This window comes from Nesterenkonia rhizosphaerae (genome assembly GCF_039544555.1).
GTDB classification, from domain to species: domain Bacteria; phylum Actinomycetota; class Actinomycetes; order Actinomycetales; family Micrococcaceae; genus Nesterenkonia; species Nesterenkonia rhizosphaerae.
The window spans coordinates 157281-182292 of the sequence record NZ_BAABLW010000001.1; the positions used below are offsets into that span (position 1 = coordinate 157281).

Below are 25012 nucleotides of genomic sequence, written 5' to 3' on the forward strand. Positions count from 1 at the left end.
CTGAGCTGTTCAACTGAACCGGGGCCCGGACTTGATCTCCAGCCAGCTCTGCGAAGCCGGGGTGAACAGCAGCACCAGCACCGCGGCGGCGGGCACCAGGAAGATCACCCCTACCAGCGGGGTCCCGCCTGCGAAGAAGCTGAAGGAGAGGATCACCAGCAGCAGTTGCAGCACCATCGTGGGAGTGCGGGCACCAGCGGCGCCCAGGAAAATCCGGAATCCCAGGATCATCAGCACCACACCGGCTAACAGGTACAGCACCACCAGGGCGATCTGCCCGGCTGTGTCCAGCACCGCTGCCTCGGAGGTGAGGACCGACCCTATGGTGAACAGGATCACCGCCGCGCCTTGTAGGAAAAGGATGAGGTAGACGATCCAGATAGCTAGGGGGCGCGCCGCGGCAGGTGTTTCGGACATGCCCCTATTGAATCACCCGCCTGTCCCGGGTCTACGGCAGAACCTGACGGCAGATGAGAAAACTCTCATCTCACTCTCCTGGTGCTCTCATAGTGGGCGGCGAGGATCGGTAGTGTCATAAGAAGATCTACAGCCCTAGGGGCTGAGAGGAACGCTTCAGAGATGAGCAAGCAGAGCACGTGGGTCCTCACCGGAGCGCTGGGCATTGTGGCCCTCGGCGGCGGCACTGCGCTGGCCCATGCGATGAGCAACCCCACCGAGGTGGATCTGGGACCGGCTATGTCCGTTGCCAGTAACACCTCCCCGAGTGAGAGTCCCAGCGAGTCCCCGAGCCCGAGCCAATCCCCGAGCCCGAGCCCCACTGCCACCAGCACCGCCTCACCGGCGACGCCGCCCTCGGCAGAGTCGGCTTCCTCACCCGCCCCCTCACGCAGCGCTGCTGAGACTCCGGTTCCGCAGCGCGCTGAGGAAGCCCCTGCCCCGCAGCCCAGCACCCAAGCACCACGGCAGACTCAGACAGTGGTGCCTGCTCCGCCGCAGACCCGCACAGCCGCTCCGGTGTCCTCCTGGTCAGCCCCGAGCGCGCAGAGCTGGTCTGCCCCGTCGGCCCCCAGTTCCTGAGCGTCGGCCACGCTGGCCGGAGCCGTGCTGGTCGCGCCACCGGCCCCGATCTTGCATACGGTTATGGATCTCGCAGCGCGCTATAACCTCATGCAGAATTCACAACGTCATGCCGAACCAGAAGTGCACTGCCCGGCTTCACGTCCAGAGATGCGTCGGGTCTGGACATTCTGGATACGCAGGGCGGCTTGGCCCGGATCGGTCAATCCTGACGCGTCGATATGTCAGGATTCGGTGAGCAGTTTGTGCGCTGCACGTGCGACCTGAGGTTCACGGAGCTCAATCATCGCTGCTGACATGCTGGCCACTAGGTCCTTATCTACCTCCGCACCGGCTGGAGACCCGCTTGTAAACGGCGGTTGCGGATCGTATTCGATGGCTAGTTGAATCTCCTTGGCTACTTCTGAACCGTATATCTCGGCTGCCAGGACAAGCGCGAAGTCGATACCACTGGTGACGCCGCCACCGGTGACAAGGTTCCCATCGCGTACAACACGATCCTGTTCCGGAATGGCACCGAGCAGACTGAGCAAAGAGAGCGAGGCCCAGTGGGTAGTTGCGCGACGCCCACGAAGAAGACCCGCTGCCCCTAATACGAAGGCTCCGGTGCACACGCTAGTGACATAGCGGGCATGAGCTGCCTGTCGGCGCACGAATGCGAGAGCGGCCTCATCCTCCATCAACTCCAGGGCGCCCTGTCCCCCAGGGATCATGAGCACATCTGCTTGAGGCGCGCTCTCGAAACTGGTGCTGGGAAGAATGGAAAAGCCTGAGTCCGTCAGAATCGGCTCGATCCGATGCCACGCGACATCTATGGTGGCCCCAGGTAGCTTCGCAAGCACCTGCAAGGGACCGGTGAGATCAAGCTGCGTGATGCCGGGAAAGGCAATGGCGACAACTCTGAGGGCACTCATCATGTCACTGAGTCTATGGGCGGATCTTTCTGGGCAAGCCGGACGAACAGAATTAGCAGCCTCACTGAGGCGCCCGCTAGTCGATCGGTGAGCGGGCTTGTTGGCAGACCTGATGAGAGTTCTGACAGCACCGCTTCAGTGATATCTCCCGCCCAATCTGCCTCGCAGAAAGCCAGTTCCTTCTACTGCTGAGATGACACGGTGGTCGCAACGTCCTGGAACTCAGGGCGCTGCGACCACCGGCAGAACCCGCAGGCTCCTGCTAAAGCGGGGTTCGTCCTAGTTGGTGAGCTGGCCGCTGCGGCGTGCTCGCAGGTGCATCACAAGCCCCAGCAGCACCAGCAGCAAGGCACCGCCGAGGACCGCGCCCACCCCAGCACCGGTGCGCGCCAACCCGTCAGCGCCAGCCTCGCCGGGCTCAGTGGGCGAGACCGTGGGGGACTCTGTGGCGGTCTGCGTAGGCTCCGCCGTGGGCTCCGCTGTTGGATCTGTGGTCGCATCATCCGTCGGCGCCCCAGTGGGATCCACTGTCGGATCAGCCGTGGGCTCCGGTGTCGGGTCAGTCGTCGGCTCCGTGGTCGCCTCATCCGTCGGCGCCCCAGTGGGATCCGTTGTCGGATCGACCGTGGGCTCCATTGTCGGGTCAGCGGTCGGCGCCCCGGTGGGATCTACTGTTGGGTCCGTTGTCGGATCGTCCGTCGGATCCGCCGTCGGCGCCCCGGTGGGCTCGCCCTGTGCAGATTCAGTCACTGTCAACGGAGCTTCGGCCAGCACCTCGCCGTCGGAGTTCAGCGCCCGCAGCATGTAATCGTCAGCCTGGATGTCCTCAGGAATCCTCACGGTGACACTGAACTCACCGGACTCATCAGCCTCCACAGTGCCCAGCTCCGGGTTGATCCGCAGCAGCAGCTGCTCTCCTGCGCTGAACCCAGCGCCCTCCACAGTGATCTCCCCGCCGGCTTCGATCCGCTCTGCACCAAGGGTGAGCTCCGGCTCAGGCTGCGGGGCGGGATCGGGATCTGCGCCCTCTTCAGCAAAGGCGCCCTGGAAGTCCAGCACATAGTCGTGGCTGAAGAACTTCATGAACTCCGGAGTCAAGCTCTGGGCCTCGATCCCGTTGTCGTAGAGATCCACGGTTCCCACGTCCTGCACCACCCGGATGCTGGTGCCATCCTGCAGTGAAGGAACCAGCGGCAGCGACTCGTAGGAGCCGTCCTTGTCCCACGCCATGCCCATCTGGTTGACCGACTCCACCGGAGCATCGTCGGGGTCCCCGGTCCAGCCGAAGATGGCGAAGTTGCCCGCGTCGTCGGCGGAGCCCGCCTGGATGGCGTAGTGACCGTCCCCGGTATTGGCCATGCCGCGAATGGCCCGGCCGCCCAGGTCCAGCAGGTGGTAGTCGGTGATGTCAATCTCGGCACCGTTGACGGTGACGTCGTAGATGTCGGCGATCTCGACGATCAGCGCGTGATCGCCGGCGCTCTCGGGCACATCATTGCTGCCGACCCCGGCCTCAGGATCCACCAGCGGGGAACGGAAGGCCAGCCACAGGGACTGACCGTCAGGTGCCATGGCCGCACCTTCAACGTTGAGGCTGTTCGGGCCCTCCACCGAGTAGCCGGGCTGCACAGCCCGCTCGAAGCCGAAAGCGCCCGCGCCCAGGCCGTGGCCATCGGCGTTATCCCAGGCCACCAGTGCATCCTTGAAGCCGCGAGCATACCCCAGGGTCTCTAGCTCAGTCTCGGCCCCGGATCCGGTCAGCTCAGTGGCGGCGATGGTATCCCGGTCGGGCCGCACGTTGCCGGAGCGCGAATTGCCGATGGAACCGATCCAGAAGATCGTGTCGTCCATCCGAGCAGAGGCCTCCATGTCCCACGTCTCGCCGGGCGCCCGCTCATAGGGGATGTGTTCGTGGTTCTCGCCCTGGATGGGGAAGAAGTTCACCGGCACGTCAAAGGTGGGTCCGTAGAGACGGATGCCGAGGCTGTCGTCGTCAGCCACCAACAGATGCCCGTCGCCGACATCCTGGGCGGTGGAGGCATCAGCCATACCCACATGTGCCAGGGCGCTCTCCTCCGGCAGAGACTCGGAGACCCAGTAGCGCAGCGTGGATTCGGCGATCTCCTCGCCCTCCAGAGACGCGGTGATCCGCAGCTCGGTGATACCTGCTGACTGCGGCTCTGCGCTTAAGCTGTAGGTGCCGTCGTCGTGGTTCTTGATGACGACGGCGTCCGCGGCCACCACATCCTCATCGGCACTGCTGACCTGGAACTCGGCTGAACCGAGATCGGTGATCTCCTCACTGGTCAGCTCGAATCGGGCCCGCGGGTTGGTGTCGGCACCGAGCACTGCCGAAAGCGCATCGCCCTCCCCGTAGGGCACCTGGACCTGCCATTCGAGATCGGCCGGCAGCAGCTCGAGGTCTTCAAGCTCGACGGCTCCACCGGGCGCAAAGCCAGGAGCGAAGGCCACGCCGCGGAACGCGTAGTTCTCCTCGGCGGTAGCGATCACCTGGGAGGAAGCCTCATCCAGGCCGTTGGTGTCCAGGATCTGCACCAGTTCGTTGCCGAACCCGGAGCCGCGGGTGGCATAAACAGCCACACCGTCCTCAGTCTCAGCAGCCTCCACACCCCAGAATTCACCCGGGTAGGCGGAGTCAGGCTCCCAGGAACCGCTGACCTCGGCGTAGCGCACCAGCGCGGGCTCATCACCCTCGGTGAAGGCCACGTAGAGGTAGTCCCCGGCGAAGACGAAGTCATGCGGCACATCACGCCCCTCAGGGGTGGCAGCGATCACCTCGAACTCCTCCTCGGCAATGGTCTCGGTGGGCACTCCGTTGCCGATCTGCACAATGCCGCTGTAGTTGGAGCGGTCGGAGCTGACGTAGAGCTGACCATCGTAAATGCCGGGCACGCGGTGGTTACGCAACTGCCCGGAGTTGCCAGGCACGACGACGGCGGGGTCATCTCCGCCGGCTTCAACCGTGAGTACGCCGGCATCATAGGGCGCCTGGGCATCGTTATTGCCATGCCCGCCGACCCAATACCGGGTGCTGTCCAGGGCAGCGACGCCGCGGATATGACCGCCGCTGAAGGCACCTGCCAGGGAGGTGGAGACATCCACGCTGCCGTCTGCGGAAATGGCCGCCACCACCCGCTGGGTGCCCAGTTCGCTGAGCGCACCGTTGGTGGCTGCGCCTAGCTCGGCGTCATAGCCGCCGATTACCAGGGTGGAGCCGTCCGCCGATAATTGCAGGGCACCGGCCTGATCCCGGTCAGCGCCGAGCACGAAGCGGTGTTGGCCGTCCTCATCCCCTGCGTAGGGAATGCCGGTGACGCCGTTGAGCGTCCCATCAGGGTTGAACAGGTGGATGCTGACTGGGACTGCCTCATTGCCGGTGCGCGTTCCGTCCCCGACCACGGAAACAGCCAGCTGCTCGATGCCGACCACCGACTGACTACCGGGAACCTCCGGGTCCGCTACAGGTTCAGTCGTGGCAGTGGCGGGGGCTAACGGGGCGCCCAAGAGCGCACCGACCGCTCCCAGACTGACCAGACCTTTGACGATACGTGCGCGCTGTGGGTGCACAGCGTCAGCTTGAGTGCTCATAAAAGCAGACATTCCTCATCAACAGACAGCGATTGGGCTTAGGCCCTCGCGCAGACCAGCAAAGAGTTCTGCGACCGGGTGCAAACGTCTGTCAGCGAATCAGAGCAAAGTGAACTCCCAGTAACTATTGGGCGAACTCCCAGGGAGCACTGGGGTGTGCGCGCAGTAGGCAGCAGCGCCATGCGCCGAAGTGGAGGGCTTCGGGAACTTCTGCGGCCGATGGCGTGGTGCTCAGACGTCTAGCCGGTACCCCACACCACGGATGGTGCGGATGGCTTCGGCACCGATTTTGGCGCGCAGATACCGCACATAGACATCCACTAAGTTGGAACCCGGATCGAAGCTGTAGCCCCAGACCATCTCCAGCAGCTGCTCACGGCTGAGCACCTGCCCCGGGTGGCGCATGAAGGTCTCCGCCAGGGCGAATTCTCTGGAGGACAGTTCGTGTTCCACGCCGTCGACTCGTACGGTGCGACCATGCAGGTCAAGGGTCAAAGCACCTGCAGTCAACGTGGTCGGCTCCTCAGCTGACCCTGAGCGCAGGCGCAGCCGGATTCTGGCCAGCAGCTCATCAATACTGAAGGGTTTAGCCATATAGTCATCGGCTCCGGCCTCCAGCCCGCGCACGGTGTCTGCCGCCGCCCCGCGGGCTGTCAGGATAATCACCGGGGCGCCCCAACCGCGGCTGCGCAGCCGCGCCAGCAGGCTCAGGCCGTCCTCATCGGGCAGACCGAGGTCAAGAACAGCGAGGTCAACGTTGGTATTGAGCGCGAACTCGAACCCTTCACCTGCAGTTTTGGCACGCACAGTGGCGTAGCCAGCAGAGCTGAGCCCCTTCTCCACGAAGGACGCGATGCGGTCCTCATCTTCTACGATCAACACTGAGGTCATGCGGGAGCCTCCCCTTCTGTGTCTGGTTCGCTCGGGCCTTCCTGGGATCCGGAGACTTCCACAATGCCAGCCGGTATCACCATGGTGAAGGTCGCGCCGGCTCCGGGTTGTGACTCGACCACTACGTGCCCGCCGTGTGCGCGGACGATCGCTGCGACGATGGGCAGCCCCAACCCGGACCCGGGCTTGGACTTATCGGTTCTGCCGAACCGCTCGAAGATTCGCTGCTGGTCCTCCTCGGCGATCCCTTCGCCCTGGTCTCGCAGGCTTAGCAGGAGGTCATCGCCCTGCACTTGCGAGGCCAAGGAGATAACGGAGCCTTCGGGAGAGAACTTCACGGCGTTGGCGGCAAGTTGCAGCCACGCCTGGGTGATGCGTTCGCGGTCCAGCATCGCCACCGCTTCGGTGCGTTCAGCGATGGTCCACCGCCGGGGCCCCAAGGCGATTGCTTTGTCGAAGACTTCATCTGTGAGGGTGCCGATATCAGTGGGCTGGGGCTGGACAAACTCGGGATGCTCGGCCTGAGCCAGCGTGGTGAGGTCATCCACGACCCGGTTCATCCGTTTCAGTTCATCGATGGCCAGCTCCCGGGTGGCGACGATATCGGCGGGATCTCCTACATCAAGCACCTCCAGGTGGCCACGAAGGATGGTCAGCGGAGTCCGCAGCTCGTGGCTGACATCGGCCACCAGCTGGTCCTGAGCACGGAAGGCCCCTTCAAGGCGCTCCAGCATCTCGTTGACGGCTCTGGTCATTTCCGCCAGATCATCGCCGCCTGCCACTGGGATGCGCTCGCTGATATCCTCGCGCCCAATTCGACGGGCGGCACCTGCGAGTACGCGCACCGGGTGCAGGACGCGGCCTGCCACAATCCATCCCACCACGGCCACCACCACTAGAGAGAAGGCGGCAACAATGGCATAGATGATGAAGCCGTCTGCGAAGACTCCTCGTTCGGCGGTGAGGTCATAGGCCAGGACGAAGGTGGCTACTTCATGGTCCTGTCCATCGATGTCTTCGGCAGTGGTCTGGGCGTGAACGGGGACGACGGCGGCCCGGTAGGTGGTGCGCGAGGTGCTGATGGTGGTGAAGCTGGCCCGGTCAGAGAGTGCATAGGGACGCAGAGCCTCGACGAGCTCAGCGTCATCCTCGAGTGCCACCGGGGCCACTGCGGAGGTGAAGGCGACCTCGCCGTCGACAAATCCCACCGCACCCTCGTTGCGGGTGGGGATAATGCGCTGCATGGCGATATGCACGAGGTCTGCCGGGGAGGAGAAGCTCTCACCAGTGCGCGGGTCAACGCCGACGTCGTGGAGTAATCGGAACTGCTCGGAGTCAGCCTGCAGTTCGGCGTTAATCCGGGATTCCACCTGGATCTGCTGGATAGCAAAAGCTGTATATCCGGCCACCACCAGACCGAGTGCAGCCAGCCCCAGTACCGCCATCAGAATGCGGGAGCGCACGCTGATCTGGCGCATGCTCCAGCGCTGGCTGAGTCGACGCCGACCCGTGGCCTGCTGTTCTGGGAGATTCTGTCTGACTTCCGGGACCACCCGCCTAGTTTCTCATTCTCTTGCGAGGCTTCGGAAATGAAAAACCATGAGAGTTTTCTCATTCGCAGGCGGTAAAAATAGGACCATGATCTCTGTCATGGGAGACTCCGGTCACGGAGACCAGGCCGCACCGCAGGCTGCGCTGGAGCAGCTGCTGCGCTCTGAGGAGGCCGGAGAGCTGCTGGAGCTGGCACTGAGTTCCGCTGGCCTTCGAGTGGGCCAGTGGCGGCTAGAACAGATTTACACCCGCCCCGGTGCAGAGACCAGCGCCAAATATCTGGTCGACTCCGGCGGGGCCAAGCTGATGCTCATCATTTCCACGGTAAAGCTCAGCGATGACCAGCGCGCGGCTCTACAGGCGGTTCGGCTGGACTCACCACTTGGGGCACTGCACCTCTGGGCCTTCCCGCAGGACCCCGCACTTCCGGGTCTGGTGCTGGTGGAAGACCAGCAGGCGCTTCCGAGACTGCTGCGCAGAATCTGGGGAACCACAGTGGAGGTACATTCCGGAGAGCTGCTGGTGCTGCGCCCGCTGCGCCGAGCAGTACACCGGTTCACCCTCCAGCGAGGGGCAGACTCGGTGGAGGATGTCTACATCAAAACCGTGCGTCCCAGTCGGTCTAGAACCCTTCTGCAGCGTCACGACAGCTGCGCGTTAGCCCCACCTCTCTGGGATGCCGGAGACGGGATACTCGTCAGTGAAGCCGCCCGTGGCATACCGCTGACTCATCATCTCTACCGACCCACCGCACCTGATCCAGCAGTTCAGATAGACCCCGAATTGATCTTCTCGGCTCTGCACAGCATCAGCGCTGAGGCACTTCAGCTGCCCGCAAAGGTCTCCGCGGCCTCCCGCGTGCAGGCTTTCGGCCCAGTGCTGCACTCCCAGGGCGCACCGACACAGCGGGTCGATGATCTGCTGCTGGGCATCCGGCAGAAGCTGCTTCCCGAGCCTGGCCCTTTGGTGCCCACCCACGGCGATTTCCACCCGGCGAACCTCTTTGTCGACCAGCAGGCGACCACGCTGAATGCCGTCATTGACACCGATACGGTAGGCCCGGGTTACGCCGCCGACGACGCCGCCACCTTCTTCGCGCATATGCTCGCCCTTCCCAGCTTTGATCCGCAGGGCTACGCTGGGTTAGGCAGACATACTCAGCGCTTCTGGGCTTACCTGAGAGACGCCCATGATGCCGATGACCTGGCAGCACGCACCGCCGCGGTCCTACTGACCTTGGCTCCGGGGACACGAGGGCCCGAGCAGTTCGAACACTTTCTGTCCACAGCGGAGTCAGTACTACATAGCCCCAGCTCAGCGGGCATCCTGCACGTCATGGGTCAGAACCAGAAAAGCTGATGTGATAAATCACACACTGTTTACGCAAAATTCACCCATTGAGAGGTCTTGTTTGCCTTCGCGTAACATGCCAGCCTTGATAAGTACCCGTTCAGCGGAACTCAGTAGCCCCCTGCGGCCCCGAAGCTCTCGAGGCATCCACTCTCGCACCAGGATGATCGCCGCCGCAGGCCTGCTGCCGCGTTTCCACTGAAGCACCCAAGACCAACTGACGTCCCGCCCCTGAGACGACAGTGCCCAAGGAGTAGTGATCCCCAATGGATTGGCGCAGCCGAGCAGCATGCCTTGATAAGGATCCCGAGCTGTTCTTCCCCGTCGGCAACACCGGCCCCGCTCTGCTTCAGATTGAAGAAGCCAAGAGCGTCTGCCGTCGCTGCCCTGTAATGGATACTTGCCTGCAGTGGGCTCTGGACACCGGCCAGGACGCCGGCGTCTGGGGCGGAATGAGCGAAGACGAGCGTCGCGCCCTCAAGCGGCGTGCCGCACGGGCACGTCGGGCGAGCTGACTCAGCTCCGCTCCTCTGATCCCAATATTGGTGCGCGGAGAGTTACTTTCGTCCCCGCCGGGCTGCTGTCCCAGGCGATGGATCCCGAGAGCTCTCCGCGCACCAGTGTTTTAACAATCTGTAGCCCCAGGCCAGGCTCCCAGCCTTCCTGAGGCAAGCCCACGCCGTCGTCGGTGAGTTCAATATCCAACCGCTGCCGGCCGGCCGCATCAGTATGCCGGTCCACCCGCAAAGACACGTGAATGGTCTTATGCTCAGGATCGTCGCTGAATCCATGCTCCACCGCATTGGCGACAATCTCAGTCAGCACCAGTGCCAGCGGAGTCACCATATCTGGAGGCAGCTGTCCGAAGCTGCCCACCAGCTCGGTCACCGCGGTCCTGTCAGACTCGGCCATCTCAGCCGCCAGCCGCAGCTGACGTCGCATCAGCTCATCGACATCCACGGTGTCCTCAAGTCCCTGGGACAACGAGTTATGCACCATCGCGATGGTCTCCACCCGGCGCATCGCTCGGCGCAGGCCCTCGCGCCCCTCCTGGGAATCCATGCGGCGTGATTGCATGCGCAGCAGCGCCGAGACAGTCTGCAGGTTGTTCTTCACCCGGTGGTGGATCTCCTTGATGGTGGCGTCTTTGCTCATCAGCTGCTTATCCCGACGGCGCAGCTCGGTGACGTCCCGGCAGAGCACCAGGGCGGCGAACCGCTTGCCTTCGCGGCGCAGCGGAATAGACCGCAGCGTGACGGCGGCCCCGTGAGCCTCCAGTTCAGCACGCATGGCGCGTCGGCCGGTGAGCATCAGCGGCTGGGATTCATCCACCACCACCCCGGTGGCTCGCTGCAGCTCTGCCCCGATACCCGCCAGCGATCGGCCCTCGAGAGTGTCATTGACCCCTAAGCGCAGCAACGCCGAAACTGCGTTGGGGCTGGCAAAGGTAATCTGCCCTTCAGCGTCCAGCCGCAGCAGCCCATCACCTACGCGCGGTGCCCCGGAGTAGCCGGTGAATTCATGACTTGAATCCGGCCATGCTCCTTCGGCGGCCATCGAGAGCAGATCGGCGGCGCAGCGTCGGTAGGTCAGTTCAAGCCGGGAAGGTGTGCGCAGTGCCGAGACCGAGAAGTGCATGGTGATCACCGCGACGGTGCGTGGGCGGCCGTGGGCATCGGGACGGACCAGCGGGACAGCGGTTACCCGCATCCGCCCCGGCGATGGCTGCCCCTGATCAGAGGAGTTTGTCTCCACTTGAGCTACCCAGGCCCGCTCCACCATGGGTTTCAGGTCCGCGCGGATCCGGTCCCCCACCACATCGCGGTGTATCAGCGTCTGGGTGGTGGAGGGTCGGGCCTGGGCCAGCGCCACATAGGAGCGGTCCTGAGCTGCGACCACGCCGTCTTCGGTATGCGGGAACCACAGCACCAGGTCGGAGAAGGCCAGGTCGGAGAGCAGCTGCCAGTCACTGACCAGTGCATGAATCCACTCCACATCTGAGCTCAGCAGATGCGGATTGTTATCCAGTCGGTCACTCAGCACAGACATCGGTATTCCTTCCGACTCAGCCTCAGCCTCAGGTCCCTATGAGTCCGCGGAGGTGGCGCAGCAGCACGGTGATCGAGGCGATGTTGTGATCACGTCCGGTGATCTCGTCCTTCAGCCGTTCAGCACGGCTGAGCGCGGCAGCATGGGCCTGCTTCCAGTTGTGCAGGCGCTCCACGGCGTCGCCCTCATGGCTGCTGGTGAGCACCGACTCCGTGATCTCCTTCAGCGCGAAGTAGAGATCATCACGCTGAGCCCCGCGTGCCAGGGCCTGCCATTTGTCCTTCCGCGGCAGTCCGGTGATGTGGTTGAGCAGCCGGTCCACGTCGAAGTCGTGGTACACCGTGTAGTAGATCTCCGCCACAGTGTGCGAGTCCAGCCCGTGCTGCTGCGCCAGTGCCGCAATGTCCAGCAGGGAGAAGGTCTCAAAGAGCTGGGAGTACCAGCCGGCGAGCTCCTCATCCATACCGTGTGAAATGACCTCTTCACGACGGCGAGCGACCCGCTCGGCGTCGGCACCGCGCAGCAGCGATTCCACTTTGCCGTAGAGCGGCTCAATGTGCTGGGCGTAGAGGCTGATCTCTTCGGCAATGCTGCGGTCATGGCTGCCGTGGTTGACGAACCAGCGCACCGCACGGTCAAGCAGCCGGCGCATATCAACGTAGATCGGTGCCCACAACTCGGTGGGGAAGCTCACGGGCAGCTGGCGCATGGCGGCGTCGAATTCATCAAGCTTGAACAGCTCACGGACGATCACGAAGGCACGGACCACCTGTGCTTCGGAGGCGAAGGTCTCCTCCACAGTGCGGAACACGAAGGTAGAGCCACCCATATTGACCACGTCATTGGCGATCTCGTTGCTGATGATCTGGGTGGCCAGCGGGTGACGCGGCAGCTGTTGGGCGAAGTGCTGAGTGATCTGGTCCGGGAAGTAGCTCTCCAAAGTGCCGGCGAACCAGGGGTCTTGCGGCAGATCGGAGGCGCCCAGAGCACCCTTGAGCTGGATTTTGGCATAAGCGGCAAGTACCGACAGCTCCGGGGCGGTCAGCGGTGGGATCCCGTCTGCGGCGCGCTGCTTCATCTGCTCATCAGTGGGCAGCACCTCGAGCCTGCGATCGAGTCCAGCGTTGTGTTCGAGCCAGCTGATCAGCCGGCCAAAACTGGGGGACCAGTCAGAGAGCCGCTGCCGGTCAGTCAGCAGCAAGACGTTCTGGTCCTTATTGGTCTGCAGCACCAGCTGGGCGACTTCATCGGTCATTTCACGCAGCAGGTCATTGCGCTGTTGGGCTTCTAGGTGGCCGGAATCCACAAGCCGGTCCAGCAGGATCTTGATGTTGACCTCGTGGTCCGAGCAGTCGACCCCTGCAGAGTTATCGATGGCATCAGTGTTCAGCAGCACGCCGTGCTGTGCTGCCTCGATGCGTCCGGCCTGCGTCAGGCCCAGGTTGCCACCCTCGGCCACCACCTTGGCGCGCAGCTGACTGCCGTCTACACGGATGCCGTTATTGGCCCGGTCCCCCACATCCTCATGGCTTTCCTGCGAGGATTTCACATAGGTGCCGATGCCGCCGTTGTAGAGCAGATCGACCGGAGCCTTCAGCAGGGTGCTGATCAGTTCCGGAGGAGTCAGCGCGTCGACGTCGTCGGAAATGCCGAAGCGATCCCGCATCTGGGCAGTGATCTCGATGCTGCGAGTATCGCGGGAGAAGACACCGCCGCCGGCGGAGATCAGCTCTGTGCTGTAGGCATCCCAGCCTGAGCGGTCAGCTTCGAAGAGCCTGCGCCGTTCCGCGAAGGAGGCGGCGGGGTCCGGGTTGGGGTCGATGAAGATGTGCAGGTGGTTGAACGCGGCCACCAGTCGGATGTGCTCAGAGAGCAGCATGCCGTTGCCGAAGACGTCACCACCCATGTCACCGATGCCGACCACGGTGAAGTCTTCACTCTGAGTGTCCACGCCCAGAGAGGAGAAATGCGACTTCACTGACTCCCAGGCACCGCGGGCGGTGATGCCCATGGCTTTATGGTCATAGCCCACCGAGCCACCCGAGGCGAAGGCATCGCCGAGCCAGTGCCCGTATTCGACGCTGATGGCATTGGCAGTGTCGGAGAACGTGGCAGTGCCCTTATCCGCAGCCACCACCAGGTAGGGGTCATCGCCGTCGTGCCGGACCACATGCTGCGGCGGGACGATCCGCAGGCTGCCGTCCTCCTCCGCCTGGTTATCGGTGATATCCAGCAACGCCCGGATGAAGGTCTTATAAGCCTCCCGGCCGGCTTCGAACCAGGCACTGCGGTCCTGACGGGCATCGGGCAGCTGTTTGGCGAAGAACCCGCCCTTGGCACCTGAAGGCACGATGACGGCGTTCTTGGCCATCTGCGCCTTCACCAGACCCAGGACCTCGGTGCGGAAGTCTTCCTGTCGATCGGACCAGCGCAGTCCGCCGCGTGCCACCTTGTCGAAGCGCAGATGCGTGCCCTCCACCTGCGGAGAGTAGACCCAGATTTCATGCGCTGGGCGAGGCTTGGGCGCGGAGTCGATGTCCTGCGGACGCAGCTTCAGTGAGACCCAGTCGTGGCCCTGATAGAGGTTGGTGCGATCGGTGGCGTCGATCAGGTTCAGGAAGGTGGAGAGCACCCGGTCGGCGTCGAGAGTCTTCACACCTTCCAGCGCCTCGACCACATTCTTCCGGCAGACCTCCATGGCCTGGTCGCGGGAGGATTCAGCACCGGACTCACCACCGAGCTGCGGGTCGAACTTCGCGGTGAAGTAGCCGATCAACGCCGTGGCCACCTCCGGGTTGGCCAGCAGCGCTTCGGCGAGGAAATCGTAGGAATGCGGGCTGCCCAGCTGGCGCATGTACTTCGCGTAGGCGCGCAGGACGGTGACCTTGCGGATATTGAGCTTCAGCTGCAGCACCAGGCGAGAGAAGACATCGGATTCTGCTCGCCCGGTGAGGACATGGCTGTAGGCCTCTTTGAACAGCTCGATAGTCTCGTAGGGATCCGCGCTGGTCGGATAGCACAGCCCCAGGTCATAAAGGTAGAAGGTGCGCTCATCGTCGGTGGTCAGCGTGTAGGAACGCTCATCGAGGATGGAGAGCCCGAAGTCATCGATGACCGGCAGGGTGTCGGTCAGCGTCTTGGGTTCGGTGAGGTAGAGCTTCAGCCGCATATCGGCTGGATCCTCTTCCTTGGGTGAATAGAAGTAGAGTCGCGGTCCAGCCTCGGGCTGGGCTTCGAGGGTCTCGAACTCAGCGGCGTCATGCAGCGCATCAGGCACCTCGTAGAGCACCCGGTAGTCATCAGGGAAGGCCTCGCCCCATCGCGAGGAGATCCGGCTGGCGTGGCCTGCAGAGTAGGCTTCGCTGGCCTCCTGGGCAATCCCTTCTCCCCAGGAGCGGATGGCCCGGGCCAGGTGCTGCTGCAGCTCATCAGCGCTGATGCTCATCTGGGCGGCATCTTCGCGCAGCCGCATCCGGAAGAATACGCGCGCCAGTACTGAATCCGAGAGCCGCACATTGAAGTCAATGGATTCGGCGTCGATATGCTTCAGCAGCTCGTTCTCCACCCGACGGCGCACGGCGGTGTTATAGCGGTCGCGCGGCAGGTAGAGCAGCGCTGTCATGAAGCGCCCGTAGTGGTCCTGGCGCAGGAAGAGCTTGACCCGACGACGCTCCTGCAGCTGCAGGATCTGCCAGGTCACATCCTCGATCTCGGAGATCTCCATCTGCAGCAGCTCATTGCGCGGATAGGTCTCCAGGATCTGCACCAGGTCATTGCCGGAATGCGAGTCCGGGCTGAAGCCGGAACGGGCCAACAGCTGCTTGGCACGGGAGCGCAGCAGCGGAATGGTGGAAATGGACTGGGTATAGGCCCGCTGGCTGAACAGTCCGAGGAATCGCCGTTCACCGACGACATCGCCAGCTTCGTCGAAGGTCTTCACCGCCACATAGTCCATATAGGTACGACGCCGCACCGTGGAGCGGGAATTGGCTTTGGTGATCACCAGCGCCTTCGGCTGGCGGGCGCGTTCACGACCTGCCGCCGAGAGCTCCGAGGAACTCTTGGGGCGCGGAGTGCCGTCTACGTCGGAGAGGATCCCCAGGCCAGTGCCGGTCAGCGGCTCAAGGCGCAGCGTGTCCTTGTCATCGATCAGCTGGTACTCGCGGTAGCCCAGGAAGAGGAAGTTGCCCTCTCCCATCCACTCCAGCAGTTCGGCAGACTCATCACGGTCTTCCACATTGCTGAGCTGACGGATATCAGCGGCCGCGCTGCGGGCCTGGGCGATCATCCGATCCTGGTCGCGGTGGGTGATGCACACATCGTCGAGCACCCGGGCCAGGCCCTTGATGAGAGTCTCGGCCTGCTCCTGGCTGATGACCCGGTCGATCTCTACGGCAATCCAGGATTCCACCTGGGTTTTGTCGTTCTCATTGAGGATCTCAGCCAGCGAGGGCAGCGCCTGGGTATCGCCGGAGGAGAGCGAACGCCCTTGGGTGGGCAGGGATTTGACGCTCTTGAGGTTCTGATCCTCCAGGCTGCGAGAGGCCAGGAAGATGGGGTGGATGACCAGCGAGATGGCATGACCGCAGCGAGTAACCTCTGAGGTCACCGAATCCACCAGGTACGGCATATCTTCTGTGACCACCTGAACCACGCTGCGGTGACCCACGGTGGTCACCGAGATTGCAGGGGCTGCGGTGCTGCGCTGGGCTGCGAGTTTCACGTGGGCGGCGACGCCTTCGCGACGCTGATCGGGGCCGATCTGCCGCAGATCCTCCTCGGCGATATGCCCGTAGTACGCCTCCGTAAGGCCTTCTAGGTCAGCGTCTTCGCTTGTCCACAATGCCGTTGTCTCCGCCATACCTTCAGCCTACCGGGCTGGCACACACCGGACTACCGCGCCGCGACCCGGCGGCGAGACATCCGCAGACGACGGCGCCTTGGCAGCTGGATCCCGGCAAGTTCAGCCAGCTGCCTGCGCAGGGCCGACTCGGGTGCCGCCTCAGCTAGGACCTGGCCGGTGCGCAGCGCGTCATCGCAGGCTTGCCGGTCATAGGGCAGAAAGTGCCGTAGTTGATTCTGCTCGGTCAGCTGTTCCCACGCTTCGGTGAGCTGTCTGCGCGGGGAGCGCCCCACTGCGGAGGTGCGCAGCTGATTGATGATGACCTGGGGCTGGGGTGCCTGAGGCAGCCGGTGGCGATACTCCTCGCAGGCTTTGATCAGCCGGGAGAACCCCACCGCGTCTGCTGTTCCCAGCGCCAGCACCTGATCTGCCTCGCGCAGCGCCGTCAGGGTGGCGCTGTTGCGCTGGGGTGCGGAGGTGTCGAAACTGAGCTCCTCGTCCTCCTCGATGCCTGCGCTGACATCCACCACCACGTGCTGGTACTGGCTGCGCGCCAGGGATAACACGCGTTCCAGTGCGCGTGGGCGCAGTTCGGCCCAGCGTTCGGCCCGCGGCAAGCCGGTGAGTACCGGCAGCACAGCGCTGTGTCCGGCAGCCTGCAACTGCGCGGTGGTCTTGGCTTGTGACAGGCGGTCCGCATCGAGTCCGCCTAGCTCTGCGGCGCGACAGGCTTGGGCGAGTCCGGCAGATTCCTCGAGCAGCCCCAGCTGTACAGCAACAGACGCGGCGTGGGCGTCGGCGTCGATCAACAGCACCGAGGCGTTGCTCATGGCCAGCTCGGCAGCCAGATTGACGGCGACAGTGGTGCGCCCTGGGGCTCCCGCGGGTCCCCAGACCACTGTGATGCCCGGTAGTCCTCCTGCTGGGGCGCGCCGCCCGGAAGCAGCGGAGTCGGTATCTGCACCAGGGTTCATATCTTGAGAAGTCTGGGCTGCAGTATGCGCAGCGACCTCGGCGTCAGCCGGATCCATCTCCATCAGGTTCCCGCTGAGATCGAGGTAATCCGGGTCTTCCTGGGCGCTCAGTGGATCTGACTGCGCCTGATCTGACTTCTCTGGGAAAGCCCCACTGTGCTCACGGGCCAGATGATCGCCACGCGCTGCCGCAAGGCTAGGCGGTTCATCTACACCGGGTTCAGCGTCACTGGCTGACACCTCTGCGTCCGGACCGTTGGCGCCGTCGTTTCCTTGTAGAGCAGCAGCCAGCGTCTGGGCCTGAACCTCATCGCTGAAGCACCTGGCGCCGAGCCGGCTGAGCCGACTGCGCTCCTGGGCGACATCGGAGATCACCACCACGCGAACTCCGCACTGCCTCAGCCCGCTGAGCATCGAGGCAGTCAGCGGCGCGGTGTCCCCGATGATCAACGCAGCGTCAGCCCGTTGCAGCTCTGCTACAGCAATGAGCTCCGCGAGATCCGCACACCGGCGATCCACCGTCACCGAAGTATGCAGTCGCTCCAGCGCAGCAATATGGTCAGCGGCAAGCCTGCCGATGGTCACCACTGAGCAGCGACTCATGGCTGCTGCGTCCCGGCCGGTAACACCGAAAGCACAGCTGCTGAGCCTTCGGCGGCGAGCAAGTCCGGCAGCTCGGGGACTTCGATCAACAGCTCGACGGTGACTGCGGACTGACTGCCGAAGGCGGAGGCGGTTTCACGAATATCGATGACTTCAGCGTCGGTGACCAGACGCTCGACTGCAGCCTCGTCAGTGGGCGATTCCGCAGTGGCCGCCCAGACATCGACTCGCCGTCCCACCTGAACGGCCCGTGCCAGTTCTTGTTCCACGTTGACTGTCACCGGCTGTCTGCCCTCAGGATCGCTCTCCCCCAGTGCGGTGCGGGGAATGAGCTCCCCCTCCAGCACAGCCCGAAGCAAATGCCCCTCTGCAGGCAGCGGATCAGCTGCGGAGAGGTAACGATCGGCCAGATCATCCAACTGGACATGGACGACGCGCACGTCGTCGTCGCTCAGTTGGTCTCCGGTACTGAGCTGGCGTTCAGCCGCGTAGACCGCGGTAGTACGGTCCTGAGACATTACGAGGGCTACCACTGCGGCAGTAGAGAGCAGCACGATGAGGATTCCGCCGAGTAACCGGGGGTCCCTCCATGAGGGGCGCCGGAGCCGCTGAACATCAGTGGGTTTCTGCGTCACGCTGCCCAGAGTAGTAGAAACCTTCAGATACCGATAGGGCTCAAATGAGACGTGATGACACGCAGGCGAGGAATAACGCGCAGAGCAGCACCAATGCGAGAATAGAAGCAAATGTCATCAAAAAAGCCGATATACCCTGAAAGGTGTGGCTATGCGTAAATTTCTGACCCTTCCGGATGTGGCCGAGGCCCTGAACATCTCCATGTCCCAAACTCGGGCGCTGATCAAGAGTGGAGACATTGAGGGAATCCAGATCGGCGGGCGTGGCCAGTGGCGCGTGGAGGAGGCGAAGCTGGATGAGTACATCGAGCGCCAGTACGCCGCCCAGCGTGAGTCGCGCAGCACCAGCAGCCCGTCCCAGGAGCACGCGGGGCGTTAAACCGGCTGTGCCGCTTGCTTCACACCCCACCGACTTCAGGCCCCCAGTCCGGCTATGCAGCCCTCACGCTCCGGCTAGGCTGCGAATCAGCGCGACGGCGTTGAGCGGAATGGTGCGAATACTGCGCCCGTCTCGCTCCGGTGCGTGACCATCAGCGGCAGGCATCAGCACATCGAAATGATCCTTGCCGACGGCGATGAGCCGCCCGGCAGCCAGCTCAGCATCGCCGTCGGCGCCCTCCCCAAAGACGGCAACCCCAGCTCGGTCATTCATCAGCGCCCGCAGCGGTGCCGCGATCGTCAAGCGCCTGCGGGTCGGACTTGTTTCCTGCGCGGCGGTGCGTGCCAGACTCTCCACCATCAATACCGCCGGCAGCGGCATGAGCAGACTGTGGACACCGGCACTTCCTGCAATCCAATCCGCTCCCACCGACTCCAAGCAGCAGGTGATTCGTCGGCCACCGCGCAGCAGCACACTCAACTGTTCTGAGGCAGATCGCTGATCCTCTAAGTGGGCCCGCAGTCGGTCAGCCAGTAGAAGCTGAGAGCGCTCCAGTTCACGGGCCTGCTGCACTTCAGCTTGGAATCGCTGATCCGCCTGCGCCTGCCACTGAGCGTCCAAGTCAGCAAAGAGTGCATCCCAGCGCACGCTGACACCCCCTTCTGGCTTTGACGGCAATACTGTGCCCATATTTCCTGCAGCTCTTCCCAAGCGCAATACACCTGTGTAGCATCTGAAAACATCAAACGACACTAAATTATGCATAACAGATCCATGCAGTGTCACGACGCATCACAGGGAGTCACCATGAGCCCAGGTTTTTTACCCCGCCGCCCAGCCCCCACGCCGCGGCACACTGGGGCGGCCATGAGATCCACCGACGAGACCAGCACGGTCACAGTGGGACTCGAGGACTCCTTGTGGAGCATCGCAGCTGAGTACGCAGGCCCAGATGCAAGTGACTGGGAAGTCGCCCGAATCTGGCCCCGTTGGTTCACCGCTAACCGTCAGCTGATCGGGGATGATCCCGCGCGGCTTCGCCCTGGAACCGTGCTGACTGTTCCCCCAGCTATTCGCTGAGCTTCCGTTGCTACAACCCCATACGACGCCGACCGCACAGGAGAAGACATGCCGCTCAACGCTGCGCAGAGCCAGCCCAGCAGCTCATCAGCCACTCTGCCCGCACTGCTTCAGCAACCTCCATCGCGGCGGCCAAGCCGATTTCGGCTCCAGCGCGAAGACGAGGTCCCGCGGCTCCTCCACGCTATGGGCGCAAGAGAACTCAATGCGACGTCAGAACTCAGACCCGATGGCCGCGCGCCAGTGCCGCTGGCAAGCGAACGTGAAGAACAACGGCAGATCACTGCGATCTCCAGGATGGTCTGCCAGGCCATGGCCGAGACGTTCGCCGGGCTGCGACCGGTTCATCAGATGCAGCGCTGGCTCGACGGCGAGATCTACCAGAAAGTGAGCCGCCGGGCAGCGCTGCTGGCTCGCCATCGTCAGCGTTTTTCTCCCGGACAGCACCGCAACGGACCCGCCCAGCTGGTCTTCCGCAGCATTCGGGCACAACAGGTAAGCCCCTCCGCATGGGAGGTCTGCGTGATCTTCACAGACGATCAGCGCACCAGGGCCTGTGCCCTGCGCTGTGAAGCTCACCGGGCCCGCTGGAGGATCACCGCCCTGGAACTAGGCTGAAGGCCCCACGAGACAACTCGCAGGGCCTTCAGGCTAGTCATTGCACGAACGTGCCAGAGCTCTTCTAGTTCGAGCCTGGGGCGTCCTTGAGACCGGGTACCTTCACCTGTTTGCCCGAGGCTGCCACACGGCCATCCTTGACCCCCGGCAGCGACGGCGCGTGGGTGGGTGTGATTGCCTGAACCTCGGCGGCGAACAGTTTCCGCACAGATTCCTCTCGGATGCCCTCAGCCATTGCCTGGAACAGCAGATAACCCTCGCGCTGGTACTCCACCAGCGGATCACGCTGAGCCATCGAACGCAGCCCGATGCCAGACTTCAGGTAGTCCATCTCATAGAGATGCTCCTGCCACTTCTCATCGATGACCGAGAGGAGCACCCGCCGCTCCAGCTGGCGAAGCGCCTCGGAACCGATCTCCTCTTCCTTCTTCTCGTAGGCGATCTTGGCATCGGAGACCAGTTCACGCTTGAGCAGCTTGACCGAAAGCTGGTCGATGCCGCCAGCCTCCTCCACCAGATCCTCAATCTCCAGCGAGACCGGGTAGAGGCCCTTGAGTTCTTCCCACAGGCCTTCTAAGTCCCAGTCCTCAGAGGAGGATGAGGCAGTCTTCTCGTCGATCATCAGCGAGACAGCATCTTCGATGAAGTGCTGGACCTTGCCGTGGACATCGTCGCCTTCAAGGATCCGGCGGCGGTCAGAGTAGATGGCCTCACGCTGGCGGTTCATCACGTCGTCGTACTTCAAGACGTTCTTGCGGGTCTCGGTGTTCTGCGACTCGCGCTGCTGCTGAGCATTGGCAATGGCCCCGGAGACGAACTTATGCTCCACCGGGATCTCATCAGCCATGGCCGGGGAGTTCATGATGCGCTGCGCAGCCGACTGGTTGAACAGGCGCATCAGATCATCGGTCAACGAGATGTAGAAGCGGGACTCACCCGGGTCGCCCTGACGGCCGGCACGACCCCGCAGCTGATTGTCAATGCGACGTGACTGATGGCGTTCGGTGCCGAGCACGTAGAGACCGCCCAATTCGCGGACCTCAGCGGCTTCAGCCTCAGCCGCTTCCTTCGCGCGGGCAAAGACCTCATCCCACTTGGCCTCGTACTCCTCGGCGTTCTCCACCGGGTCCAGGCCGAGTTTCTCCATCTCGTGGACTGCGTTGAATTCGGCATTGCCGCCGAGCATGATGTCAGTGCCTCGACCGGCCATATTGGTGGCCACAGTCACCGAGCCGCGGCGTCCTGCCCGAGCCACAATGGCAGCCTCACGCTCATGGTTCTTCGCATTGAGAACTTCGTGGCGGATGCCCTGCTTAGCCAGCAGCTTGGAGAGATACTCGGACTTCTCCACCGATTCAGTGCCCACCAGTACTGGCTGGCCCTTCTCGTGGCGTTCGATGATGTCCTTCAGGACGGCGTCGAACTTGATGACCTCGTTCTTATAGACCAGGTCGTTGTGGTCGACTCGCTGGCGAGGCTTATTCGGCGGAATCGGAACAACGCCGAGCTTATAGGTGGACATGAACTCGGCGGCCTCAGTCTCAGCCGTACCCGTCATACCGGCGATCTTCTCGTAGCCGCGGAAGTAGTTCTGCAGCGTCACGGTGGCCCGGGTCTGATTCTCGGGTTTGATCTGAACGCCCTCTTTGGCCTCGATGGCCTGGTGGAGACCCTCGTTATAGCGGCGGCCCTTGAGGATACGTCCGGTGTGCTCATCAACGATGTGCACTTCGTTCTTGACCACCACGTAGTCGGTGTCCCGCTTATAGAGCTCTTTGGCGCGGATGGCGTTGTTCAGGTACTGAATCAGTGTGGTGTTCTGGGTCTCGTAGAGGTTCTCGATGCCCAAGTAGTCTTCGACCTTGTCGATTCCGGACTCCAGCACACCCACCGTGCGCTTCTTCTCGTCGACCTCGTAGTCCTCGTCGCGCTTCAGCCGCTGAACCAATGTGGCGAAGTCGCTGTACCAGCGAGAAATGTCTCCGCTGGCGGCACCGGAGATGATCAGCGGAGTACGGGCCTCGTCAATGAGGATGGAGTCGATCTCATCGATGATCGCGAAGTGGTGCTCACGCTGGACCAGGTCATCGAGGGACTGCGCCATATTGTCGCGCAGGAAGTCGAAGCCGAATTCGTTATTGGTGCCGTACGTGATGTCTGCAGAGTAGGCCTGCCGGCGCGCTGCGGGATTGAGGTCATTGGTGATCGTCCCCACCGTCAGACCCAGGAAGCGGTATACACGACCCATCAGATCAGCCTGGTACTTGGCCAGGTAATCATTAACGGTGATGACGTGAACGCCTTTGCCGGTCAGCGCGTTGAGATATGCCGGGGCTGTGGCCACCAGCGTCTTGCCCTCACCGGTGCCCATCTCCGCGATATTTCCCAGATGCAGAGCGGCACCACCCATGAGCTGGACGTCATAGTGGCGCTGGCCCAAGGTGCGGTCCGCAGCCTCGCGCACTGCCGCGAATGCCTCCGGCAGCAGCGAATCCAGGGATTCACCCTCGTTGAGCCGTTCCTTGAAACGCTCGGTCTCCTGCCTGAGTTCGGCGTCGGAGAGCGCCTTGAACTCATCCTCCAGGAGATTCACGGCATCGGCATAACCGTGAAGCCGCTTGAGGATCTTCTTCTCCCCGGTTTTGAGGATTCGTTCGAGCAGAGTAGGCACAGCCAGTTCTCCATCAGATCAATACAGCATCAGTCAAGATGTCAGTGTACGGCCCCACAGCGCACCCCTGCTAACACTGCATGGGCCGCGACCGGCAGATGCTGTCGCGGAATGGTTCTCATTCCTGGCAGATTCTCCACCGGCCGCGGCCGTCACGGCAGCTCAACGCTGCTGGTTCAACACAGCGTCTGTACCGCTATGCCGCCCGCACATGGGACCGGGTGGTCCCGTTATCGGCCCGGTAAGCCCGTTCCTCGGTGTCAGGCTCCTGCGCGGTCTTCTGCGCGTCCAGTGAGATGACCCCGTAGGTCCATCCGCGGCGCCGGTACACGGCGGAGGGGTGGCCTGTTTCGGAGTCGATGTAGAGGTAAAAGTCGTGCCCGACCAGTTCCATAGCGTCGACGGCGGCATCAACGCTCATCGGCTCAGCGGCGAATACCTTGCGGCGGATCCTGATCGGTTCATCTATTTCTTCTTCCTGGGACGGGACGTTGTCTGCAGCCTCAGCATCGAGAACCTGCTCGTAGAGCGGGCGGCTGGTTTCCACTGGCGGCACGTCTGCCAACGCCTCCCCCACGGACGGAGCGGGGTGCCCCAACGTGCCGTTGCTGCGTGACTGGCTCTTCTTCTTATCCCGCGCCCGGCGCAGCCTTTCGGTGAGTTTGTTCCAGGCAATTTCAAAGGCGGCGAATTTGTCCCCTGCCTGCGCTTCAGAGCGCACCACTTTTCCGCGACCCACCACGGTCAGCTCCACGGTGATGCAGGTGTCTGCACGGCGGTGGGAGTTTTCGCTGGAGACCTTGACCTCCAGCCGCTGTCCCTTATCAGCGAGCTGTTCGACCTTGCTGCTCTTGTGGTCGACGTGCTCTTTGAACGCATCAGGGATGGAGATGTTGCGGCCGGTGTAGGTGACCTGCAGGGTCATGGCGTCCTCCTTGGTGTCCGTACTCGGCACAGCAGCGGATGGACTAACGCGTAACGAGTCCATCGCTGCTGCGATGGGACTCTTGTTCAGGTACCCATACTTCACACTAGGCCAAATCCTGCTCCACTGGAAGTGCCCCCGGAAGGTTCCCCCGGCGTGTCACTGCTGAGCGGCCAGAGCGTCATCTTGAGGTGGTCGTGGAGCTGCCGCCAGCACCGCGGCACCACGGACTTCTGCACCCGATGCGGCCAGCGGGGCATACATTGCCGCAAGGGTCGCACCAGTTGTGAGCACATCATCGACTAACAGCACCTGCGTGCCGTCAATGCTGTGACGAGCCTGAGCTGTCAGGGTCAGTTCGGTGCTGCGCCGCCGTGCCGCTGCGGACCTGGCCTTCTGTCCACGGCCCAGTACGGCGCGAGGCCCATCCGAGCGCTGCAGCAGCTGCTGCTCGAGGACCATGCCTGGGGGCAGCGTGAGTGCGGCGACCAGTTCCCCCAGTGGGTGCCTGCCACGGCGCAATACCGAACGTAACGACGGCGGGGGTGTGACTAGCAGCGCCGGCCCCGGCTCCAGGACTGTGGCGGCAGCTTCCTCCAGCGCGCGTGACAGCCCAGCTGCCAGCGGCCGGAGCAGCCCGGTGCGTTCATGGTCCTTAAACGCCAGCAGCGCCTCAGCCATCAGGCCGGAGTAGCGGGCCGCACTGATCACCGGCAGCACATAGAGTCCCTCAGAATCTGCACCGATCACGGGGAGGGCCTGCGCCGGAGCCTCCGCGCGGAAAGGATGTGCGCGGAAAGGGTGGGAGCTCACTAGCCTCAGCTGGGTACGGCAGGGCGGGCACAGCACGGTCGCAGCTGCCCGACATCCCACGCACCAGGT

18 protein-coding genes and 1 pseudogene are annotated in these 25012 nt (G+C 63.1%); 6 read left to right on the forward strand and 13 right to left on the reverse strand.

Translation table 11 applies throughout. The features are described 5' to 3' along the window. Positions 1–9: 9 nt before the first annotated feature. On the reverse strand, positions 10–417 hold the full coding sequence (locus tag ABEA23_RS00725) for a hypothetical protein (RefSeq protein WP_044494116.1): 408 nt from the start codon (positions 415–417) through the stop codon (positions 10–12). 162 nt (positions 418–579) lie between these two features. Here ABEA23_RS00725 and ABEA23_RS00730 point away from each other — a divergent pair, with 162 nt between their 5' ends. Next, the gene (locus tag ABEA23_RS00730; protein ID WP_345476219.1) at positions 580–1038 is read left to right on the forward strand and encodes a hypothetical protein; all 459 of its coding nucleotides are present in this window, start codon (positions 580–582) and stop codon (positions 1036–1038) included. 224 nt (positions 1039–1262) lie between these two features. On the opposite strand, the gene ABEA23_RS00735 is transcribed toward ABEA23_RS00730, so the two are convergent. From ABEA23_RS00735 to ABEA23_RS00750, 4 genes are all read right to left on the reverse strand, one after another. Next, positions 1263–1955, reverse strand: coding sequence for a DJ-1/PfpI family protein (locus ABEA23_RS00735; RefSeq protein WP_345476220.1), 693 nt, complete (start codon positions 1953–1955; stop codon positions 1263–1265). 276 nt (positions 1956–2231) lie between these two features. Beyond that, entirely contained in the window at positions 2232–5561 is a 3330-nt protein-coding gene (locus ABEA23_RS00740; protein WP_345476221.1) for a PT domain-containing protein, read from the reverse strand. A 231-nt stretch (positions 5562–5792) separates the two neighbouring features. After that, positions 5793–6452 (reverse strand): response regulator transcription factor, encoded by a 660-nt coding sequence (locus ABEA23_RS00745; protein WP_345476222.1) that lies wholly within the window; start codon positions 6450–6452, stop codon positions 5793–5795. Beyond that, positions 6449–8005, reverse strand: a complete 1557-nt coding sequence (locus tag ABEA23_RS00750) for a sensor histidine kinase (RefSeq protein ID WP_345476223.1) — start codon at positions 8003–8005, stop codon at positions 6449–6451. The genes ABEA23_RS00745 and ABEA23_RS00750 overlap by 4 nt, the downstream gene beginning before the upstream one ends. A gap of 85 nt (positions 8006–8090) precedes the next feature. Between ABEA23_RS00750 and ABEA23_RS00755 the strand changes: the two genes are divergently transcribed. Together ABEA23_RS00755 and ABEA23_RS00760 are read left to right on the forward strand one after the other, a co-directional pair. Further along, positions 8091–9362 carry a phosphotransferase family protein gene (locus ABEA23_RS00755; RefSeq protein ID WP_345476224.1) on the forward strand — a complete coding sequence of 424 codons (1272 nt, stop codon included), beginning with the start codon at positions 8091–8093 and terminating at the stop codon, positions 9360–9362. Between the two features lie 257 nt (positions 9363–9619). Next, positions 9620–9868: a WhiB family transcriptional regulator gene (locus ABEA23_RS00760; protein ID WP_028463811.1), complete on the forward strand. Its 249-nt coding sequence runs from the start codon at positions 9620–9622 to the stop codon at positions 9866–9868. Position 9869: 1 nt separating this feature from the next. Here ABEA23_RS00760 and ABEA23_RS00765 read toward each other — a convergent pair whose 3' ends face one another. The 4 genes from ABEA23_RS00765 to ABEA23_RS00780 are packed head-to-tail and all read right to left on the reverse strand — an operon-like array spanning position 9870 to position 18457. Next, positions 9870–11402: a sensor histidine kinase gene (locus ABEA23_RS00765; protein ID WP_345476225.1), complete on the reverse strand. Its 1533-nt coding sequence runs from the start codon at positions 11400–11402 to the stop codon at positions 9870–9872. A 28-nt stretch (positions 11403–11430) separates the two neighbouring features. After that, on the reverse strand, positions 11431–16263 hold the full coding sequence (locus ABEA23_RS00770) for an NAD-glutamate dehydrogenase (RefSeq protein WP_345476226.1): 4833 nt from the start codon (positions 16261–16263) through the stop codon (positions 11431–11433). 32 nt (positions 16264–16295) lie between these two features. Beyond that, the gene (locus ABEA23_RS00775; RefSeq protein WP_345476227.1) at positions 16296–17822 is read right to left on the reverse strand and encodes a CpaE/TadZ family protein; all 1527 of its coding nucleotides are present in this window, start codon (positions 17820–17822) and stop codon (positions 16296–16298) included. Further along, positions 17819–18457, reverse strand: a complete 639-nt coding sequence (locus ABEA23_RS00780; protein ID WP_345476228.1) for a flagellar biosynthesis protein FlgA — start codon at positions 18455–18457, stop codon at positions 17819–17821. Before ABEA23_RS00780 ends, ABEA23_RS00775 begins: the two co-directional genes overlap by 4 nt. Before the next feature lie 151 nt (positions 18458–18608). On the opposite strand from ABEA23_RS00780, the gene ABEA23_RS00785 reads away from it, so the two are divergent. Beyond that, positions 18609–18836 (forward strand): helix-turn-helix domain-containing protein, encoded by a 228-nt coding sequence (locus ABEA23_RS00785; RefSeq protein ID WP_345476229.1) that lies wholly within the window; start codon positions 18609–18611, stop codon positions 18834–18836. A 63-nt stretch (positions 18837–18899) separates the two neighbouring features. On the opposite strand, the gene ABEA23_RS00790 is transcribed toward ABEA23_RS00785, so the two are convergent. Then, a complete protein-coding gene (locus ABEA23_RS00790) occupies positions 18900–19484 on the reverse strand; it encodes a hypothetical protein (RefSeq protein ID WP_345476230.1) in 585 nt (194 codons plus the stop codon). 219 nt (positions 19485–19703) lie between these two features. Here ABEA23_RS00790 and ABEA23_RS00795 point away from each other — a divergent pair, with 219 nt between their 5' ends. After that, positions 19704–19916: a LysM peptidoglycan-binding domain-containing protein gene (locus ABEA23_RS00795; protein ID WP_345476231.1), complete on the forward strand. Its 213-nt coding sequence runs from the start codon at positions 19704–19706 to the stop codon at positions 19914–19916. 48 nt (positions 19917–19964) lie between these two features. Then, entirely contained in the window at positions 19965–20534 is a 570-nt protein-coding gene (locus ABEA23_RS00800; RefSeq protein WP_345476232.1) for an Rv3235 family protein, read from the forward strand. A gap of 76 nt (positions 20535–20610) precedes the next feature. Here ABEA23_RS00800 and secA read toward each other — a convergent pair. The 3 genes and pseudogenes from secA to ABEA23_RS00815 all read right to left on the reverse strand — a co-directional run. Then, a pseudogene (gene secA / locus ABEA23_RS00805) lies at positions 20611–23205 on the reverse strand (preprotein translocase subunit SecA); the annotation flags it as partial. A 196-nt stretch (positions 23206–23401) separates the two neighbouring features. Continuing rightward, entirely contained in the window at positions 23402–24130 is a 729-nt protein-coding gene (gene hpf, locus ABEA23_RS00810) for a ribosome hibernation-promoting factor, HPF/YfiA family (RefSeq protein ID WP_345476233.1), read from the reverse strand. Positions 24131–24289: 159 nt separating this feature from the next. After that, on the reverse strand, positions 24290–24943 hold the full coding sequence (locus ABEA23_RS00815; RefSeq protein ID WP_158644298.1) for a ComF family protein: 654 nt from the start codon (positions 24941–24943) through the stop codon (positions 24290–24292). Positions 24944–25012 lie beyond the last annotated feature (69 nt).

What these genes read in the sequence shown, in the direction of transcription:
- ABEA23_RS00725 (WP_044494116.1), bottom strand. Translation starts at nt 417, where the DNA reads ATGTCCGAAACACCTGCCGCGGCGCGCCCCCTAGCTATCTGGATCGTC.
- ABEA23_RS00730 (WP_345476219.1), top strand. Translation starts at nt 580, where the DNA reads ATGAGCAAGCAGAGCACGTGGGTCCTCACCGGAGCGCTGGGCATTGTG.
- ABEA23_RS00735 (WP_345476220.1), bottom strand. Translation starts at nt 1,955, where the DNA reads ATGATGAGTGCCCTCAGAGTTGTCGCCATTGCCTTTCCCGGCATCACG.
- ABEA23_RS00740 (WP_345476221.1), bottom strand. Translation starts at nt 5,561, where the DNA reads ATGAGCACTCAAGCTGACGCTGTGCACCCACAGCGCGCACGTATCGTC.
- ABEA23_RS00745 (WP_345476222.1), bottom strand. Translation starts at nt 6,452, where the DNA reads ATGACCTCAGTGTTGATCGTAGAAGATGAGGACCGCATCGCGTCCTTC.
- ABEA23_RS00755 (WP_345476224.1), top strand. Translation starts at nt 8,091, where the DNA reads ATGATCTCTGTCATGGGAGACTCCGGTCACGGAGACCAGGCCGCACCG.
- ABEA23_RS00760 (WP_028463811.1), top strand. Translation starts at nt 9,620, where the DNA reads ATGGATTGGCGCAGCCGAGCAGCATGCCTTGATAAGGATCCCGAGCTG.
- ABEA23_RS00765 (WP_345476225.1), bottom strand. Translation starts at nt 11,402, where the DNA reads ATGTCTGTGCTGAGTGACCGACTGGATAACAATCCGCATCTGCTGAGC.
- ABEA23_RS00770 (WP_345476226.1), bottom strand. Translation starts at nt 16,263, where the DNA reads ATGGCGGAGACAACGGCATTGTGGACAAGCGAAGACGCTGACCTAGAA.
- ABEA23_RS00775 (WP_345476227.1), bottom strand. Translation starts at nt 17,822, where the DNA reads ATGAGTCGCTGCTCAGTGGTGACCATCGGCAGGCTTGCCGCTGACCAT.
- ABEA23_RS00785 (WP_345476229.1), top strand. Translation starts at nt 18,609, where the DNA reads ATGCGTAAATTTCTGACCCTTCCGGATGTGGCCGAGGCCCTGAACATC.
- ABEA23_RS00795 (WP_345476231.1), top strand. Translation starts at nt 19,704, where the DNA reads ATGAGATCCACCGACGAGACCAGCACGGTCACAGTGGGACTCGAGGAC.
- ABEA23_RS00800 (WP_345476232.1), top strand. Translation starts at nt 19,965, where the DNA reads ATGCCGCTCAACGCTGCGCAGAGCCAGCCCAGCAGCTCATCAGCCACT.
- hpf (WP_345476233.1), bottom strand. Translation starts at nt 24,130, where the DNA reads ATGACCCTGCAGGTCACCTACACCGGCCGCAACATCTCCATCCCTGAT.